Below are 14,786 nucleotides of genomic sequence, written 5' to 3'. Positions count from 1 at the left end.
CGTGGCACTGAGTTTAGTGGGCTAGTATCACTTGAATCACAATATGGTATTAAGACCTATTACTGCCATGCTTATACTCCAGCTGAACGTGGTAGTAATGAACGCTTTAATCGGAATTGACGTTATTTTTATCCTAAAGGGACTCGTTTTGAGCACATTAGTTCTCAAGATTTAACGACGACGTTACTCCAAATTAACCAGCGACCGCTTAAAATACTCGACTGGCAAACACCGTATCAGGTTATGCTGACCAATTTGTCCAAAAATTCGGATTAAATTTGCAATCTACCACTCAAATGCCATCCATGCCGTTGAAAAATATTCAACCCGTAAGGCTGACGTCATGGTTTGTTTCTGCGTCATTGACAGTTGCTGCATTAAACGACCCTCTTTCATGTGACTGTTCATCTAAGTACAGACACATGATATATTCAACATATGTATATATCAACATATAACGCCGATCAATGACTCCATGAAAGGTCTTGCAGCAACTTTTTAACAAACTAGTGCTGGTGGGCGTGTTGTTGACTTGACTGGGGCCGATAAGCGGCAACTAACCCTGTCACAGCGTCCAAAGTCATAATCAGACCCATTAACCACATCGCTGCCATATTGTGCATGGTACCAATTAGAATCAGCAGCACCACATTTAACGCCAGCATGAGCCAGCCCATTATTTTCGACATTTGTTGCATGAAAATCCTCCTCAAGTGTATGGATAAGACCTATACCATTTTTCGATACTACTTTAGGTTAATTCTAAATTATGTTTATGGCAACCCTAAAAAGTGTTAAAATTCTTGTCAGAGGGGGAAATCACGATGAAAACTTATACGGACTATTTCTTTGATGAGCCAGCGTTTGATCTCCACGATGGCGGGTACGTGCCGCTTGAGGTCAGTGATGCGCCTGAGAAGCCCTTAAATGTGCCGCCGTTGTTGAAACCGGATAAAGAGACGGCGACCGACGTTTATTACACGGTGACAGCAGAGGCTGGGGAAACGCAACTGTTACCTGGGGCGAAGACCAAGACGTGGGGCTATAATACCAGTCTGTTAGGTCAGACGATTGTGTATCGCCGTGGTCAGCATACGCATGTGACACTGAAAAACACCCTGCCTGAGTTGACCACTTTTCATTGGCATGGGGCTAATGTCAGTGGCCCTTATGTTGATGGCGGATGCCATGCGCCGGTTTATCCGGGTGAAAGTAAGCATATCGACTTCACATTGGAACAACCGGCGACGACTTTGTGGCTGCACGCGCATCCGTGCCCATCCACAGCCGAGCAGGTTTGGCATGGTTTGGCTGCCATGGTGATTGTCAAAGACGACCATGAAGCCAGCCTGCCATTGCCAAGGAACTATGGCGTTGACGATATTCCGGTCATTTTGCAAGACCGGCGTTTTCATGAGAACAACCAGTGGGACTACCGGGCTGATTATGATCCTGACGGTGTTGCTGGGCCAACTGCAATGATTAACGGTACAATCAATCCCTATTTTGATGTCACCACGCAAAAGGTCCGGTTGCGTTTTCTGGATGGTGCTAATCGCCGTGAATGGCGGTTGCATTTTTCCGATGACCTGCCATTTACGCAAATTGGCGGGGATGGCTCACTGTTACCGGAGCCGGTCAAATTTACCCATTTGATGCTGACTTGTGCTGAGCGTGCCGAAGTGATTGTTGATTTTGGCCAATACCATGAAGGCGACGAGGTCACCTTATATACGGATGATGTGCCATTGCTAAAGTTCCGCATTCATGCTTTCAAACCGGATCAGACTACCTTGCCTGATAAGTTGTTCGATGTGAAGGCACCAGTGGTTGACCCGGCTTTGCCAGTTCGCCACGTTGTGATGCAGGGGATGGACGAAGGTGTTGTGATTGATGGTAAAAAGTTTGCCATGCAGCGGATTGATGCCACGCAACCAATTGGCAAAGCCCAGTACTGGGATGTTACCAATAGCAATGATGCGCCTGGAATGGTTCATCCATTCCATGTGCATGGAACCCAATTCTTAGTCTTGTCGCGGAATGGGCATGCGCCGTATCCAAATGAACATGGTTTCAAAGATACAATTGGCGTGAATCCTGGTGAAACGGTTCGGCTGCTGGTTCGCTTTGATTTGCCAGGGGTTTATATGTATCACTGCCATATCATTGAGCACGAAGATGGCGGCATGATGGCACAGATTGAAACATTCGATCCAGCCAAGCCAAAGCAAGAATATAAATTGATGGATATGGATACGTTAATGATGGCCTTGGCTAAAGAACGTGGCGTCAAACCATCTGAGATTTGGATGGGCGGTATGCAGTCTTATGAAAAAATGGGAATGAAAATGTAAACGTCCCACAATACTAATATAGAAAAAGATGATTTTAATATGCACTCTCCAACGATCAAACATCGCGGGGCTTTTGTCGCCACGTTACTGACAGGTACCTTTTCGATGTCAATTTCTCAGTCTTCTTTAAGCACCGCTTATCCTGCTTTTATGAAGGCTTTTGGTTTAGGAGCGGATACAGTTGCTTGGCTGACAACCGGCTTTATGTTGGTGATGACCTTGATGATTCCGGTTAGCCCATGGCTGTTGCATAATGTTACTTTCCAACGGCTTTTCCAAGCGATTGAACTCATTTTTGCCATTGGGACAGGCTTATGTATCTGGGCACCGAGTTTTACCGTGCTCATGATTGGCCGGTTGTTTGAAGCGATTGCGGTCGGGATTATTTTCCCGAGTTTCCAGACCGTGTTGCTGACGATTACGCCGCATAGTGAGCGTGGTCGGGTGATGGGCACGGCGGGATTGGTCATGGGCTCAGCCTTGGCAGTCGGTCCGATTATTTCCGGTGTTTTGCTGACATGGTTCCCTTGGCAGGCTTTATTCTTGTTCTTCTTGGTCGTTTCGCTGCTTGTGCTGGCCGTTTCAACGGTGACCATTGCGTCTGTCATGCCATTGCAACCGACGCAACTGGACTGGGTGTCCTTCCTTTTATCCGCAAGTTTTCCAATTCTACTTTATGCCTTGGGTGCTTTGTCGAAAAAAGGCTTAACTGTTGGCGTGGTTGGTTTGTTGATTTTAGGCGTTCTGGCAGCTGGTATTTTCGTTGTTCGGCAATTGAATCGCCAACCACCAATGTTGCAAATGCGAGTTTTTGCCACTGGTATGTTTACTAAAGCGGTGTTTCTGACCGGAATTTCATACGTCGGTTTGATTGTCACCACTATCCTGATGCCGCTTTACTTTCAAACGCTACTTGGTTTGTCACCGTTGATTTCTGGCTTGTCCTTAGTGCCAGCTGCGGTGTTGCTGAGTATTTTGAATCCAATTAGCGGGCGCCTACTGGATCGCTTTGGACCGCGTGTTGTGGCCATGATTGGCATGTTGTTGATTACTGGCGGCTTTGGTCTGTTAGCAGTCTTTGCCCATCATTTACCGCTGATTGGGGCAATTATGTTGGCGATGGCGACTGAAGCCGGCAATGCCTTTGTGATGATGCCTTCAGTGACGGCTGGCGCGAATGCTTTGCCGAATGAGCTCGTGGCAGACGGCACTGCGGTTACGACGACGGCTCGTCAGTTATTTGGTTCTGCCGGTGTCATGTTCGCCACAGTGTTGTTGGATGGCATGCAAACCACGCTGCGAAGTCATGCTGGCGGTTTTGCTGTTACCTTCGCTGTGTTTGCTGGCGTGGGCCTGATTGGCTTGCTGTTGGCGTTGACGTTACCAAAGGAAGTCGCGAAGAAAGCGGTATAGCTGCGAATTCGTGCTTTGCATCTACAAAAATGACCGCCTACCAAAAAGTAGACGGTCATTTTTGTTGCAACTAAGCATGCTTGACTGGGTACTTAGCCGCAAATGATCAGGAGAGAAGCATCGCGACTAGGAAAGGAGGGCAACACGGTTGCTTTAGTCAACAAAGACCAGTTCGATAGTTTCATCTTCCGGTTTGATGTTGACAGATAAATGACGATTAAGGTCGGCCACCAGTTTGCGTGCGAAGGCCATCTTCTCGTCGAATTCGGTCATGTGCGAAGTAAACGGGACGCTTTGGTAATTAAAGTTTTCGCCGATATAGCCCGGATCAGTCACGTAGCGCAAGTTGTTTTCGTCGTGGCGACTGCCCGGTTTCAGGACGGTATCCAAATACTGATAGAGAATCGTTGGATCGTAGTTCAGCGGCTTATCAAGGGTCGTGGAAAGCTTGTAGCCGGTTGCTTGACCAGCGAATTGTTCGTTGATTTGGACTTGGGTAAGGCTTTGATACAATTTCAAAACGATCACTCCTCTTCTTTTCACTTTTAGTATAGCAGTTATGGTAGATTGTAAAATTAATCCGAACAGCGTTCGGATTAATTTTACAATCTACCACACAACCAAAAAGCCATTCATCTCATCACGATGTACTAGTCCCTGTCAAGTTGACAGTTGAAATAATATAATTTTTTTGTGTTACTTAAGCGGCCTCATCGCGGTATTCATTCGCGGTGGAGCCGTTTCTTTGTGCTGTTCGATCAATATAGTTGAAGTAGTAAATGCCGGCTTCAATCAGTTTCACTAACTCTTCCCTCGTCTTTGGCATTGGATGACTATCTAACCAGTTTAGTTTGAATTCATTCCACCAACGCTCCATTGGCGCATTATCATATGGTGTTCCTGGACGTGACATGCTTCTGATCACTCCGTGCTCAGTCATCAAATCATTGAAAGCTTTTGAAGTAAATGCTGACCCACGGTCAGTATGAACCATCGGGTGTACCTTGCCAGACTTTTGAAAAGCTTGATTGAACGTTTGAATTACAGCTTCACTGGTCTCGGTCGTACTCAAGTTATATGCCATAAGATATCGGCCATGCAAATCTAAGACACCACACAGTCGGGCTTTAAACTCGCCGTTAATGCCATATTGCACCTCAGTAGAATCTGACAACCAGATTTGATTTGGTCCGGTTGTTTTATCAAATTGCTGATTTAATACATTATCTCGAAGTTCTTGCTCCGCTTGCTTTACTCGATGATGTTTCTTAACTCGACTCTGGCATTTGAGATGGAGGACTGTCATAAGCCGTTTAACTCGTTTGAGTGAAACGTAGAATGAGACTGACTCATCGTGCTCGAGATAAAGCTTCATTTTTCCTGCACCGATTCTTTGTCGATGTTTTTCAAAATACGCGCGTATTTTCTGTTTGAGAAGTTCTTCTTGTTGCTCCCAAGGTGTCTTCTTGTGATGAATCCACTGATTAAAAGCCTGCCGAGAAACTCCTAATCTACGAAGAAGGATGGCCTGCGAGCCATGTATCTGCGAACCGATTTCTTTGATTCCTTGGTAAGATAATTTTCGTTGAGCGTTCACTCCTTGTTCTGTAGTTCCTGGAATTTTTTTATGAAGAGATCAACGACCTCCTGTTCCTTAATCTTTGCTTTGAGTTGTCGATTTTCCAACCTGAGTTGTTCAAGCTCCGTCATTTCTTCAACGGGCTTAGTCCGACCACGATTGTCTTTGAGTGCTGCGTAACCGTTATCCTTGGACTTTAAAACCCAGTATCGTACCTGCTGGTACGATACCTCAAAGTGTTCAGCTGCCTGAGAGTAGGAATGTTTATCGACAGTGACGTATTCAACGATTGTAATTCGTTCTTCAAAAGTAGTCTTACGACTCATAATGCGGACCTGCTTTCTTGACGGCGTAGCCGCCAGAGCTTTATTGGTCCCATTATACTGAAATTTTTTGATCCAGTCTTGAAGTTGCGTATAACTTCTAAGACCAAAGCGATCCTGAATCTCAATTAAGCTGCCTTCATTATTCAAGTAAGCTGTTACGGCTTGTAGCTTAAGTTCTGGACTATACCGAGTCCAGTTATTTCGTTCTTCTAAGCCATTGATCCCATCCTGTTTGTAAAATTTTTGCCATCTGGTAAAAGTCTGACCACTAATGTTGAATAAGCCAAGATACGCTAACTTCGGTAAGTCAGTTTTCGACAAGCCCTGAATAATATTTAGCTTTTCTGCGGCCGTGAATCTAGTTCTAGGCATAATAAAATCCCCTCAAAGTTAACAGATGAATTATACTTTTTCATCTGTCAATCTTAAGGGGACTATAGCACGAGGTGGGTGGCTTTTTTGAGTAAGTTAAGTGACAGCATTGATTGATTGTTATATGATTGTGTATGTCCTAAATGGACACAAGCAACGCTCCTAAGCAAAGCCTGTATGTACTGATTTCAGAAAAGCCCTCTATTCCGCATAATAGAGGACTTTTTTGTGTGCATTCTGCTTAATTTAAACGGACAAGTATACATCTAAAAGGTGAACGTGTCGTCTGAGAGCACGTGATTATTTACTTTTTACTTTGTTAGCATCGCCGGTTTCCAAAGTCTGTATTTGAGTCGTAAGCGTATTTTGTTCAGACTCAGTTAACGATTCAAAAAAAGTTTTTTGTAATTGGGCTAATCCGTTTTGTTGAGTTGAGCTATACCCTAAAATTACCATAGCTTTCATAAAGTTTTTTAGATGATTGTCAATTCTGAGCGTAGTATCAAAAGTAACACCATCTATTTGTTTAGACTTCGTTTTGTTTGATTCGTTTAGAGAAGATATGGAAATTTCTTTTTGGGGCTGGGGCGCCGATTTTCTAGGAATTATTTTGCTTTTATTTGAGTTAGGATTGTGTAAAAGTTCCACCATGCTAGTCCGCCCTTTCAATAATTTCTTGTGCCACAGAATCGTATAATCTAATTATTTTTTTATCGAACTGATCTTTTAGAAATACACCTCTGATTGAATATCTTTTGATTCTTTCCATATTACGAATTAGGGTTTTTAACATGTTTTCTTTCCCAAATTCTTCTTCTGCTACTTCTAATGTGCTGTGATCAACAGGCGCCCCATTCTTTAATAGCACAGGAAGTATACCGAGTAAATTCAAACTAGGTGCTTCGTATTCATCGATTACCTGTTCCTGTATATATTTTAGAAACGATTCGGCACCCTGAAGACTGTGCTCTTGAGTTTGAAGGATAATCAGAACCCAATCTGAAGCGTATAAGGCGCTATCAGAAATTAAGGAAATAGTCGGTGGCAAATCAAATACCACAAAATCATATTTTTCTTTTAGTGAAGCAAGTAGCTTGCTAAAATATGTAACTCTATCTTTATAATTATTTTTAAACTTTTTTTCCATAATCCGTGGGTACAATGAAAAATCTGCGCTTGATGGAATAAAGTCAATGTTTTTATCCAAAGTAACCAACGATCTTGATAAGTCCTCTTCTTGGATTGATGCAAGCAAGGTTTGATTAAATTTAATATCATCGTGGCCTAAATTAGCCGCGGTTTTAAAGTAAATATCTGTAGCGTTTGCTTGAGGATCGAAATCAATTAATAGCGTTTTTTTACCAGCACGAGCTAGTGCCAGGCATGCAAGCGTGGCATTTGTTGTTTTACCGGTGCCACCTTTAAAATTTCCAAAAGTAATTACTTCACCCATTATACTGACCTCCAATTAAGTATCCTAATATACAAGGATACTTGGATACAAGGATGATAACATACAAAGATACAAGGATACAAGGATACATTTCTTCTCAAAAGCCGTTAAATTAAGATTGACTGCAAGTATCCTAATATACTTAGATACAAGGATACAAGGATACTTAGATACAAGGATATGAATATACAAGGATACAAGGATACAAGGATACATAAAAAGAAATGTTGATTTATCACCAAACAACGAGTAATATTGGTTACATAAAATAGAACATAAAAAAACACCCACCAACGGGAATCGGTGAGCGCCACAAAAAAGTCATCATTGTTTAATGACTATTATATCATGGCCGGTGCGATTTTTAAAGCCCTAGGGGACAAGCTGGGGTCTAAATCCAAGGGGACACGTTTGCCAGTGCGACTTCAATAAGTCTGGCTATACCACAGCAAGGTCATCTGTACGGCTGGGTGGTGAATGGTGAGCGCGACCATTAACGGCGCGGGTGGTAAAACGAAGCTTCGGCTTGGTGCCACTGATTAGTTGGTGATCGAACAAACATAAATACGTATTACCAACGCCTGCTAGGGCGTTTTTTAGTAGGCTAAACCGAAAACGTAGGTTTATAATGAGTGGTGGTAGCAATACCGCAATTGTACAGACAAGCGACGGGCGTTAACGACCGACGAACTAGGGGGAAACCTTAGCGTAGAATTGTACTCTGGTTCAGTTATTCCAAATAACTGTTTCCAGGGAACAATTCTGCGCTCAAAACGTCACTCCCTCTAAACTGAATGGAAAACCATAACCCGTCAAGTCAAAACCAACATTAGAATCAAGAAAGTTGATGATTTAAAATGCTTGATTTAAGAGATTGTGAGATTGCTTTTACCGGACGCCTAACTACCATGAATCGGGATCAAGCTTTTAGTTTGGCGAAAGTCTTTGGGGCGAAACCACAAAATTGGGTTACGAAACAGACAGATTATTTAGTGGTTGGGTTAATTGAGACGGCTTTAGGTGAGGAGCCCATCACAAAAAAGTTATTGACGGGAACACCAACGATTTCAGAACGGGATTTTTTGGACTGGTGTCAGGCACGATTGGCGCAATGGTCTAGGAGTTTAGGCGGTTAAATTCACAAAGTGAGCTTAATGATTTTTTGGGGATTTTTCATCTAGACCACTCCTCTCCCGTCAAATTTCACAAAGGCCAAATAATGGATCGTTGTTTTATCAGGGAGTGGGGGGGTTACTTGGGATAAGCCGCCTTATGTGAAGTAGAAATTGGTATACTAAAAAAGGCTCCCGGTTTAACATTGGAGGCCTTTTTTCTAGGTTACATATTTTGAGGATGAATGTTTTTATCTTCGTAGCTTTTACTTGGGTGCTGTAACATGATGAATACTGCTTAGTTTTTGGTGCCGTACCCCGCAACAGATGCGTCGCTTCGTTGGTATTATCTTAAATGCTAAGTACCGAGTTGAGAAGGATCATAAAGATATTGGCGTCACAATCCCACTGGACGACGAAGAACTTAAATTTTTAATGACTAAAGCCTTGAGACGTTACTTTAACGCCCTAAGAAGCAATGAGAAGCACATCAAGAACGTGGAAAACTACCTGTACGGCACCATGCAAAATCTATTTGGTGTTTGGTGGAATAAACAAGCGGCTAGAGAATATGCGGCCAAACACCCTAACGATGAGCGTGCTTAAAACTAAAAAGCTATATAAGGCCATTTAAGCTGTTTTAAACAGATAGAGCATAATTATATTAAACGAGTTTTAAAATGCGCTTACGGGCACTTTAGGAACGTTGTATAAGTGCCATTGCGGAAAGGACAGCAAACTTAAATTCACAACTTTTAAAGAAGCAGGCTAATTGAGATGGTACTCAAAGATTAGTATAATATGAGTAGTAATAAAAGGGGGGGCGAGAAAATCATGGCAGTTAAGGAAAAGAAACGCGTACAAGTCCAGATTGACAAAGAATTGGCAGATAATACCGAAGCCGTTTTAAGCCAGTTAGGTCTAAACCCAACTACCGCGATCAATATGTTTTATAAGCGGATCGTAGCTGACGCAGCATTACCGTTTAAACCAGCCCTGAGCGAAGCCGAAAGAGCTAATTTAAGCCTTTTAAAGGCTACCAAAGAGACACCAGTAACAGAGTTCAAAGACGCTAAAGAAGTCGCTGATTGGCTCAATGATCCAGATGAGGACTAATGGCTTATCAGATTAAATAAATTAATAACTTGGAAGTGTGATGAACATGAAAGATACAATCACAATTAATGACTTTTTTGAAATTGCCAAAGAAACGGATTTAAAAGATTTACTTGATAAGTCATTACATGAACCAGATCCAGAAAAGCGCAAAGTATATGACGCTTTATATACCTACTTTTTAGATAAAAGGCAAGATGAGGTTATTAAGCGAAAGGACTTTGTCCGTTGATAGATAAACCACAATACATTATTGTTGCTGGTATTAACGGAGCAGGGAAAAGTACGCTATACGATACATTCCCCATCTTGTTTGACAAAACAAAACGGATTAACGCTGATGAACTTTTAAGACAAATGGGTGGCGATTGGCATAAAGATAGTGACAACTTAAAAGCCATGAAAGAAGAAATCAAACAACTACACTATGCTTTAGATCACCAGCAAAGTATTCACGTAGAAACAACACTGGCAGGTAGAGGCAAAGCTCAACTCAATTTGATTGACAAAGCTCACAAAAATGGTTTTGAAGTGACTTTATTATATGTTGCTTTGCGAGATGAAAATTTAGCTATCCAAAGGGTCAACGAACGGGTACAAAAAGGTGGCCACGGTGTTCCAGTAGCAACGATCAAGAAACGTTATCAGCAATCCAAACATAATTTGCCATTAGTGGCCTTTAAATCTGATAAGGTCATGATCTATGATAATAGCGAAAAGTTTACCTCTGTTTATGCAAGAGAGAAGGGACAAGTTTTTAAGAACGATTTGAGGCATTTTCCTTGGATAAACCAAAATATTACTTATCCAGAAAAGGTGCAAAAGCAGTTACAAAATTTTGCAGATCAAAACCCAGAAGTAAAGCCTAAAAATGATCCAGAAAATAAAAACGATCGGCCTAGTTACTAGGCTGATCGTTTTTGAGTTTATTCGGTTTATGGGCGTTAACATAGTCAGCAAATATTTTTAAAAGTTCTTCGGTTTGTTCGACCGAGAGGTTATTAGCTTGAAAGTATTTTTCGAGCAAAGCCCCTTTTTGAATTAATCGGCGAGAACGGGCTTTGCGGGCTTGCCGATTTTCATAGTATTTAGATTGCCGTAACTTAAAATCTTCCCGCTCAATTTTTTGTTTTAAACGCGCTTGCTGCTCGACTAGTTTTTCATATTGATTAGACATGGAATTGCCCCATCTCGTATGGCTAATGATCTACGGACTTTACCTTTAAAAATTCAGAAAATTGCTTGGATAAAAGCTTAATCTGATCGTTAGACAAATTAGCATAATCTAAATTGGCTTGACTGATGATTTGTTTACCTAGACGTTGTTCAATCTTATTTTTTTCGTCCTTAATTTTTTGATTAAGGGCTTTTAATTTAGCTTCTTGTTTTTCTAAGTTGCTTTGAGACATAACGATCCCTCCAATCATATTAGAAATAATCACCGAAACTATATCATAAGGGAAACGTTAAGTCAAAGGATAAAAGTTGAAATAGCGAAGCGGAAGGCATACACTAAAAGTAAATTCAGGAGAATCAGCAGACCGAGTGAAACGAGGTCAATGCGCACTTACACATAGAATTAATTCTATGTTGTGCTAACCCCCAAAAAACCTGTATTAGAAGTCGCCGATGGCGACAACAGAGGAAAACCCATAGAATCAAAGTAAAGAGGTGACTAACATGGCAATATTTCATATGAGTTTTAGTAATATTAGTGCTGGTAAAGGACGCAGTGCCATTGCCAGTGCCGCTTATCGAAGTGGTGAAAAATTATTTGATAATCAAGAAGGCCGCCACTATTTTTATGCCCGCTCGGTTATGCCAGAAAGCTTTATTTTAACCCCCAAAAATGCACCAGAATGGGCCAGTAATCGAGAACAATTATGGAATGAAGTTGAAAAGAACGATCGTAAATCAAACTCGCGGTATGCCAAAGAATTTAACGTGGCTTTACCGGTAGAATTAAGTGAATCCGAACAGAAAGAATTACTGACAAAATATGTGCAAGAAAATTTTGTCGATCAAGGTATGGTAGCTGACGTAGCAATTCATCGCGATCACTCAGACAATCCGCACGCACATGTGATGTTAACCAATCGCCCATTTAACCCCGATGGTAGTTGGGGATTAAAAGCAAAGACGCAGTACATTAAAGATGAAAATGGCAAGCAACTTTTAACCAAAAGCGGGTTTCCAAAACAAAGGAAAATTTGGTTGGTTGATTGGGATAAAAAGGAAAAAATTAATGAGTGGCGGCATAATTGGGCAACAAGTGTTAATCAGTCTTTAGCACAAAAAAATATTCCGGATCGGATTAGTGAAAAATCGTTTGTCGATCAAGGGATTCAAGAGACACCTACCCAACACGAAGGCATTAACAGCCAAAGAAAAAATCGAAAAGCATTTAATCAACAAGTTAGAGCGCAAAGAAACGCTCAAGCTAAATATCATAATCTTGACGAAAAGATAAGAAATCATGAACATTTTGACGCGTTAACTGACGAGCTATCGTTCTCTGAAAAACACACAATTAGTCATCTAAGTCAGCAATTGAAAACCTATGTCGATTTAGAACATTTAGATGATAAACAGCGCATGCTGTTTAATTGGAAAAACAGCTTATTAATCAAACATGCCATTGGTGAAGATGTAACCAAGCAACTGCTGACTATTGACCAGCAAACGACATCACTAGCACAAGCTAACCAGTTGTTAAATAAAGTGGTGGAACGAGCAACGAAAAAGCTTTATCCGGAACTTAATTTTGAACAGACAACCGCAGCTGAACGACGGGAACTGATTAAAGAAACTAATAGTGAACAAACGATTTTTAAGGGTAGCGAATTGGCAGAACGGTTAGCGGATATTCGAAACGACTTATTAACCCAGCAATTATTGACGTTTACCAAGCGGCCATATACCAGCTGGCAGTTAGTTAATCAGCAGGTCCAAACAATTAAGAAGCAATTAACCACGGTACTAGCCAAACATGGTCACCAGTTAGACGATTTGAAGCCTACTGATCGGGGCATACTAGCCGCTTATCAACCAAGCGAACTCGAATTCATTTCTAAATCGGTGAAAGATTTACGGGTCATGCGGGAAGTTAAAGCCGTGGTGCAAACCCAATACGACAGCATTCTAACGACTGCTTTTCCGGACAGTGACCTCGATAAGCTAGAGACGATTGACAAGGAGCAAATCTATACCGCTGTGGTTTACTATGACCCAGAATTAAAGCCATTAAGCGCCGATGATCTTAGTCAATTGCAACAGCAGCCACCGGTAGTCTTTACTAGTCAGCAACATCAAGCCGGTTTAAATTACCTGTTAGGTAAAATGGAATTAAAAGATATTCAGGATCATCGACTGCAACGGGTCTTAAAACATGATGGCACCCGGCAACTGTTTATTGGCGAATGTGGCCAAGATCCTAAGTTGGATCACCAACAAATTGAAATGGTGCAAACCCGTTTGAAACAACAGACAATGCGCTTTGATCAATATAAGCGAGCTCAAGTTAAGGACTATCAGGCCATTAATTACCACCCAACTAGCCCGAAAAATTACCTGATGAATATTTTGGACGAAGCCTTAATGACCACTTTATATGCGAAAAATACAGACTATCTAAGAAAACAGCAACTACGTGGACTAAAGGAGACCGAGTGGGAAATGACGAAAAAGCAACGGCAACACCAAACTCGAAACCGGCATGAAGATGGGGGCATGCACTTGTAATCTAAATGTAAAATTAAAAGTGCACCAACGTGCTCATTTAATGGTACAATGAACCCATAATATAGGGAAAGGAGTATTCACATGTGACAAAGAAACAGGAATGGTTTAGCTTAGCTCAAGCTAGTCTCAAGCTTGAACGAGGTAGTACGTACGTGAGTGTTTGGTTAAGACGGCACCCTAACGAGTTGCCAAGTGAAATGCTCATGGAAACGGGCAAAGTTAAATTAATATCTGAAGATGGCATTGAATGGATTAAAAACCACATAAAAAAAGAGGGCGTCCTCGTAAGCAGTGAAGTTGCTAACGGGGATCAGCACCTGGAAGTTACGATTCTAGGTGTCACCCTCCTAACAATCCATTTTACCGGGCGGGTTAGGGGAAAGCTAGTTGTTTAGCGTCCCTAACGCGCTTTTTTTGAGGAGGTGATCCAATGAAAGCAGAAAGCTGGCAAGGCATTAATGGCAAGTTAGTTCATGATGATCAAAAGGCGATTGTAGTCGATGATGATCAAAAATTAACCGATCAAAAACAGCTACAAGCAATTTTAGATCAAGATGGTCAGCCAATCGATGAAGTTCGCCGAGCAATGATTAAGAAGACGGTTAAACGTCAGCTAAAAACTCCGCCATTAAAACTTAGGGGCTGGTTTAATCGCCATCAAGACAGTCAAAATGCTAAAAAGACCGAAAAGTTGGTAAGTGATAAACCGACCCATCAATATAAGCAGATCAAAAACGAAATGACCTTTTTTGGTGAGAGCTTCTTAGAAGGTTTCTTAGGCTTCTATGGCTTAGAAGTTGATAACGCCTTAGGCCGTTATGAACATAATGTGCATGTCTTAGAGACCCAAGAGCTAAGTCAGTCAGAAAAGGAGTATTACTTAGCCACGAGTGAAAATGGCCGCGTTAATTTAGCTACTGACCCATTACCAAGCCAGCAAATTGCCGAGGAACAATTGGATAAATTCTATCAGCGTGAGCCAGAAGAAACGCAGGCAGAATCGGTTCAATTACGGTCACAGGAAGACGGAAAGGAGGAATAACATGAAGTTCAACAAAGTAAAAGCGTTAGCAACTACTGGAGCCACCACAATTTACTTGGGATTGATGAACGCTCAGGTCGTCTTTGCCGCAGACGGTGGCGAAGTTAAAAGTAAGCTAACCAGCGCTGGGAAGACGATTCAAGGTATTTTAACCGGGTTGGTCGTTTTAGTCGGGATTTGTGTCGCACTATTTATTATTATGGCAAATTACAAGTTTAATCCGAACAAGCCCGGAATCTTTCAATGGCAGTCTGTTGATGATGTATTTTTAATGGTCG

17 protein-coding genes and 4 pseudogenes are annotated in these 14,786 nt (G+C 41.7%); 12 read left to right on the top strand and 9 right to left on the bottom strand.

Annotated features, from left to right (window positions below; all coding sequences use genetic code 11):
• Window positions 1-276: pseudogene (locus tag EKM73_RS12150) on the top strand (IS30 family transposase); the annotation flags it as partial.
• 12 nt (window positions 277-288) lie between these two features.
• Here the strand turns inward: EKM73_RS12150 and EKM73_RS12840 are convergent.
• Window positions 289-378: pseudogene (locus EKM73_RS12840) on the bottom strand (cation transporter); the annotation flags it as partial.
• A gap of 128 nt (window positions 379-506) precedes the next feature.
• The gene (locus tag EKM73_RS12145) at window positions 507-698 is read right to left on the bottom strand and encodes a hypothetical protein (protein ID WP_101512242.1); all 192 of its coding nucleotides are present in this window, start codon (window positions 696-698) and stop codon (window positions 507-509) included.
• 126 nt (window positions 699-824) lie between these two features.
• On the opposite strand from EKM73_RS12145, the gene EKM73_RS12140 reads away from it, so the two are divergent.
• Window positions 825-2,354 (top strand): multicopper oxidase family protein, encoded by a 1,530-nt coding sequence (locus EKM73_RS12140; RefSeq protein ID WP_076648293.1) that lies wholly within the window; start codon window positions 825-827, stop codon window positions 2,352-2,354.
• Between the two features lie 39 nt (window positions 2,355-2,393).
• Window positions 2,394-3,767, top strand: coding sequence for an MFS transporter (locus EKM73_RS12135; protein WP_104368221.1), 1,374 nt, complete (start codon window positions 2,394-2,396; stop codon window positions 3,765-3,767).
• Between the two features lie 153 nt (window positions 3,768-3,920).
• Here EKM73_RS12135 and EKM73_RS12130 read toward each other — a convergent pair whose 3' ends face one another.
• From EKM73_RS12130 to EKM73_RS12110, 5 genes are all read right to left on the bottom strand, one after another.
• The gene (locus EKM73_RS12130) at window positions 3,921-4,286 is read right to left on the bottom strand and encodes a hypothetical protein (protein WP_003580900.1); all 366 of its coding nucleotides are present in this window, start codon (window positions 4,284-4,286) and stop codon (window positions 3,921-3,923) included.
• Window positions 4,287-4,467: 181 nt separating this feature from the next.
• The gene (locus EKM73_RS12125; RefSeq protein WP_125702084.1) at window positions 4,468-5,364 is read right to left on the bottom strand and encodes an IS3 family transposase; all 897 of its coding nucleotides are present in this window, start codon (window positions 5,362-5,364) and stop codon (window positions 4,468-4,470) included.
• A complete protein-coding gene (locus EKM73_RS12120) occupies window positions 5,361-6,044 on the bottom strand; it encodes a helix-turn-helix domain-containing protein (protein WP_125702083.1) in 684 nt (227 codons plus the stop codon). Before EKM73_RS12120 ends, EKM73_RS12125 begins: the two co-directional genes overlap by 4 nt.
• A gap of 300 nt (window positions 6,045-6,344) precedes the next feature.
• A complete protein-coding gene (locus EKM73_RS12115; protein ID WP_011222016.1) occupies window positions 6,345-6,695 on the bottom strand; it encodes a DUF5388 domain-containing protein in 351 nt (116 codons plus the stop codon).
• 1 nt (window position 6,696) lies between these two features.
• Window positions 6,697-7,497, bottom strand: coding sequence for a ParA family protein (locus EKM73_RS12110; RefSeq protein ID WP_015639692.1), 801 nt, complete (start codon window positions 7,495-7,497; stop codon window positions 6,697-6,699).
• Between the two features lie 857 nt (window positions 7,498-8,354).
• Between EKM73_RS12110 and EKM73_RS12100 the strand changes: the two genes are divergently transcribed.
• The 5 genes and pseudogenes from EKM73_RS12100 to EKM73_RS12080 all read left to right on the top strand — a co-directional run bounded on the left by EKM73_RS12100 (window position 8,355) and on the right by EKM73_RS12080 (window position 10,634).
• Complete coding sequence (locus EKM73_RS12100; RefSeq protein ID WP_024855821.1) at window positions 8,355-8,633, top strand: BRCT domain-containing protein; 279 nt, start codon at window positions 8,355-8,357, stop codon at window positions 8,631-8,633.
• A 270-nt stretch (window positions 8,634-8,903) separates the two neighbouring features.
• Window positions 8,904-9,215: pseudogene (locus tag EKM73_RS12095) on the top strand (replication initiator protein A); the annotation flags it as partial.
• Window positions 9,216-9,443: 228 nt separating this feature from the next.
• A complete protein-coding gene (locus EKM73_RS12090) occupies window positions 9,444-9,725 on the top strand; it encodes a type II toxin-antitoxin system RelB/DinJ family antitoxin (protein ID WP_010014831.1) in 282 nt (93 codons plus the stop codon).
• Between the two features lie 46 nt (window positions 9,726-9,771).
• Window positions 9,772-9,957, top strand: a complete 186-nt coding sequence (locus EKM73_RS12085; protein ID WP_010620892.1) for a hypothetical protein — start codon at window positions 9,772-9,774, stop codon at window positions 9,955-9,957.
• The gene (locus EKM73_RS12080) at window positions 9,954-10,634 is read left to right on the top strand and encodes a zeta toxin family protein (protein WP_010012556.1); all 681 of its coding nucleotides are present in this window, start codon (window positions 9,954-9,956) and stop codon (window positions 10,632-10,634) included. The genes EKM73_RS12085 and EKM73_RS12080 overlap by 4 nt, the downstream gene beginning before the upstream one ends.
• Here EKM73_RS12080 and EKM73_RS12075 read toward each other — a convergent pair.
• Together EKM73_RS12075 and EKM73_RS12070 are read right to left on the bottom strand one after the other, a co-directional pair.
• On the bottom strand, window positions 10,624-10,902 hold the full coding sequence (locus tag EKM73_RS12075) for a hypothetical protein (protein WP_064554823.1): 279 nt from the start codon (window positions 10,900-10,902) through the stop codon (window positions 10,624-10,626). The two genes, EKM73_RS12080 and EKM73_RS12075, sit on opposite strands and share 11 nt — an antisense overlap.
• A gap of 22 nt (window positions 10,903-10,924) precedes the next feature.
• Window positions 10,925-11,152, bottom strand: coding sequence for a hypothetical protein (locus EKM73_RS12070; RefSeq protein ID WP_084995208.1), 228 nt, complete (start codon window positions 11,150-11,152; stop codon window positions 10,925-10,927).
• A 253-nt stretch (window positions 11,153-11,405) separates the two neighbouring features.
• On the opposite strand from EKM73_RS12070, the gene mobQ reads away from it, so the two are divergent.
• The 4 genes and pseudogenes from mobQ to EKM73_RS12050 all read left to right on the top strand — a co-directional run.
• Window positions 11,406-13,466 (top strand): MobQ family relaxase, encoded by a 2,061-nt coding sequence (mobQ, locus tag EKM73_RS12065; protein WP_125702080.1) that lies wholly within the window; start codon window positions 11,406-11,408, stop codon window positions 13,464-13,466.
• Between the two features lie 83 nt (window positions 13,467-13,549).
• The gene (locus EKM73_RS12060) at window positions 13,550-13,861 is read left to right on the top strand and encodes a hypothetical protein (RefSeq protein WP_008212308.1); all 312 of its coding nucleotides are present in this window, start codon (window positions 13,550-13,552) and stop codon (window positions 13,859-13,861) included.
• Between the two features lie 35 nt (window positions 13,862-13,896).
• Window positions 13,897-14,508 carry a hypothetical protein gene (locus tag EKM73_RS12055; RefSeq protein WP_125688736.1) on the top strand — a complete coding sequence of 204 codons (612 nt, stop codon included), beginning with the start codon at window positions 13,897-13,899 and terminating at the stop codon, window positions 14,506-14,508.
• Between the two features lies 1 nt (window position 14,509).
• Window positions 14,510-14,710, top strand: a pseudogene (locus EKM73_RS12050) (CagC family type IV secretion system protein); the annotation flags it as partial.
• Window positions 14,711-14,786: the final 76 nt, after the last annotated feature.

Source organism: Levilactobacillus fuyuanensis (assembly GCF_003946395.1).
GTDB classification, from domain to species: Bacteria; Bacillota; Bacilli; order Lactobacillales; family Lactobacillaceae; genus Levilactobacillus; species Levilactobacillus fuyuanensis.
This window is presented reverse-complemented; position numbering and strand designations above follow the sequence as displayed.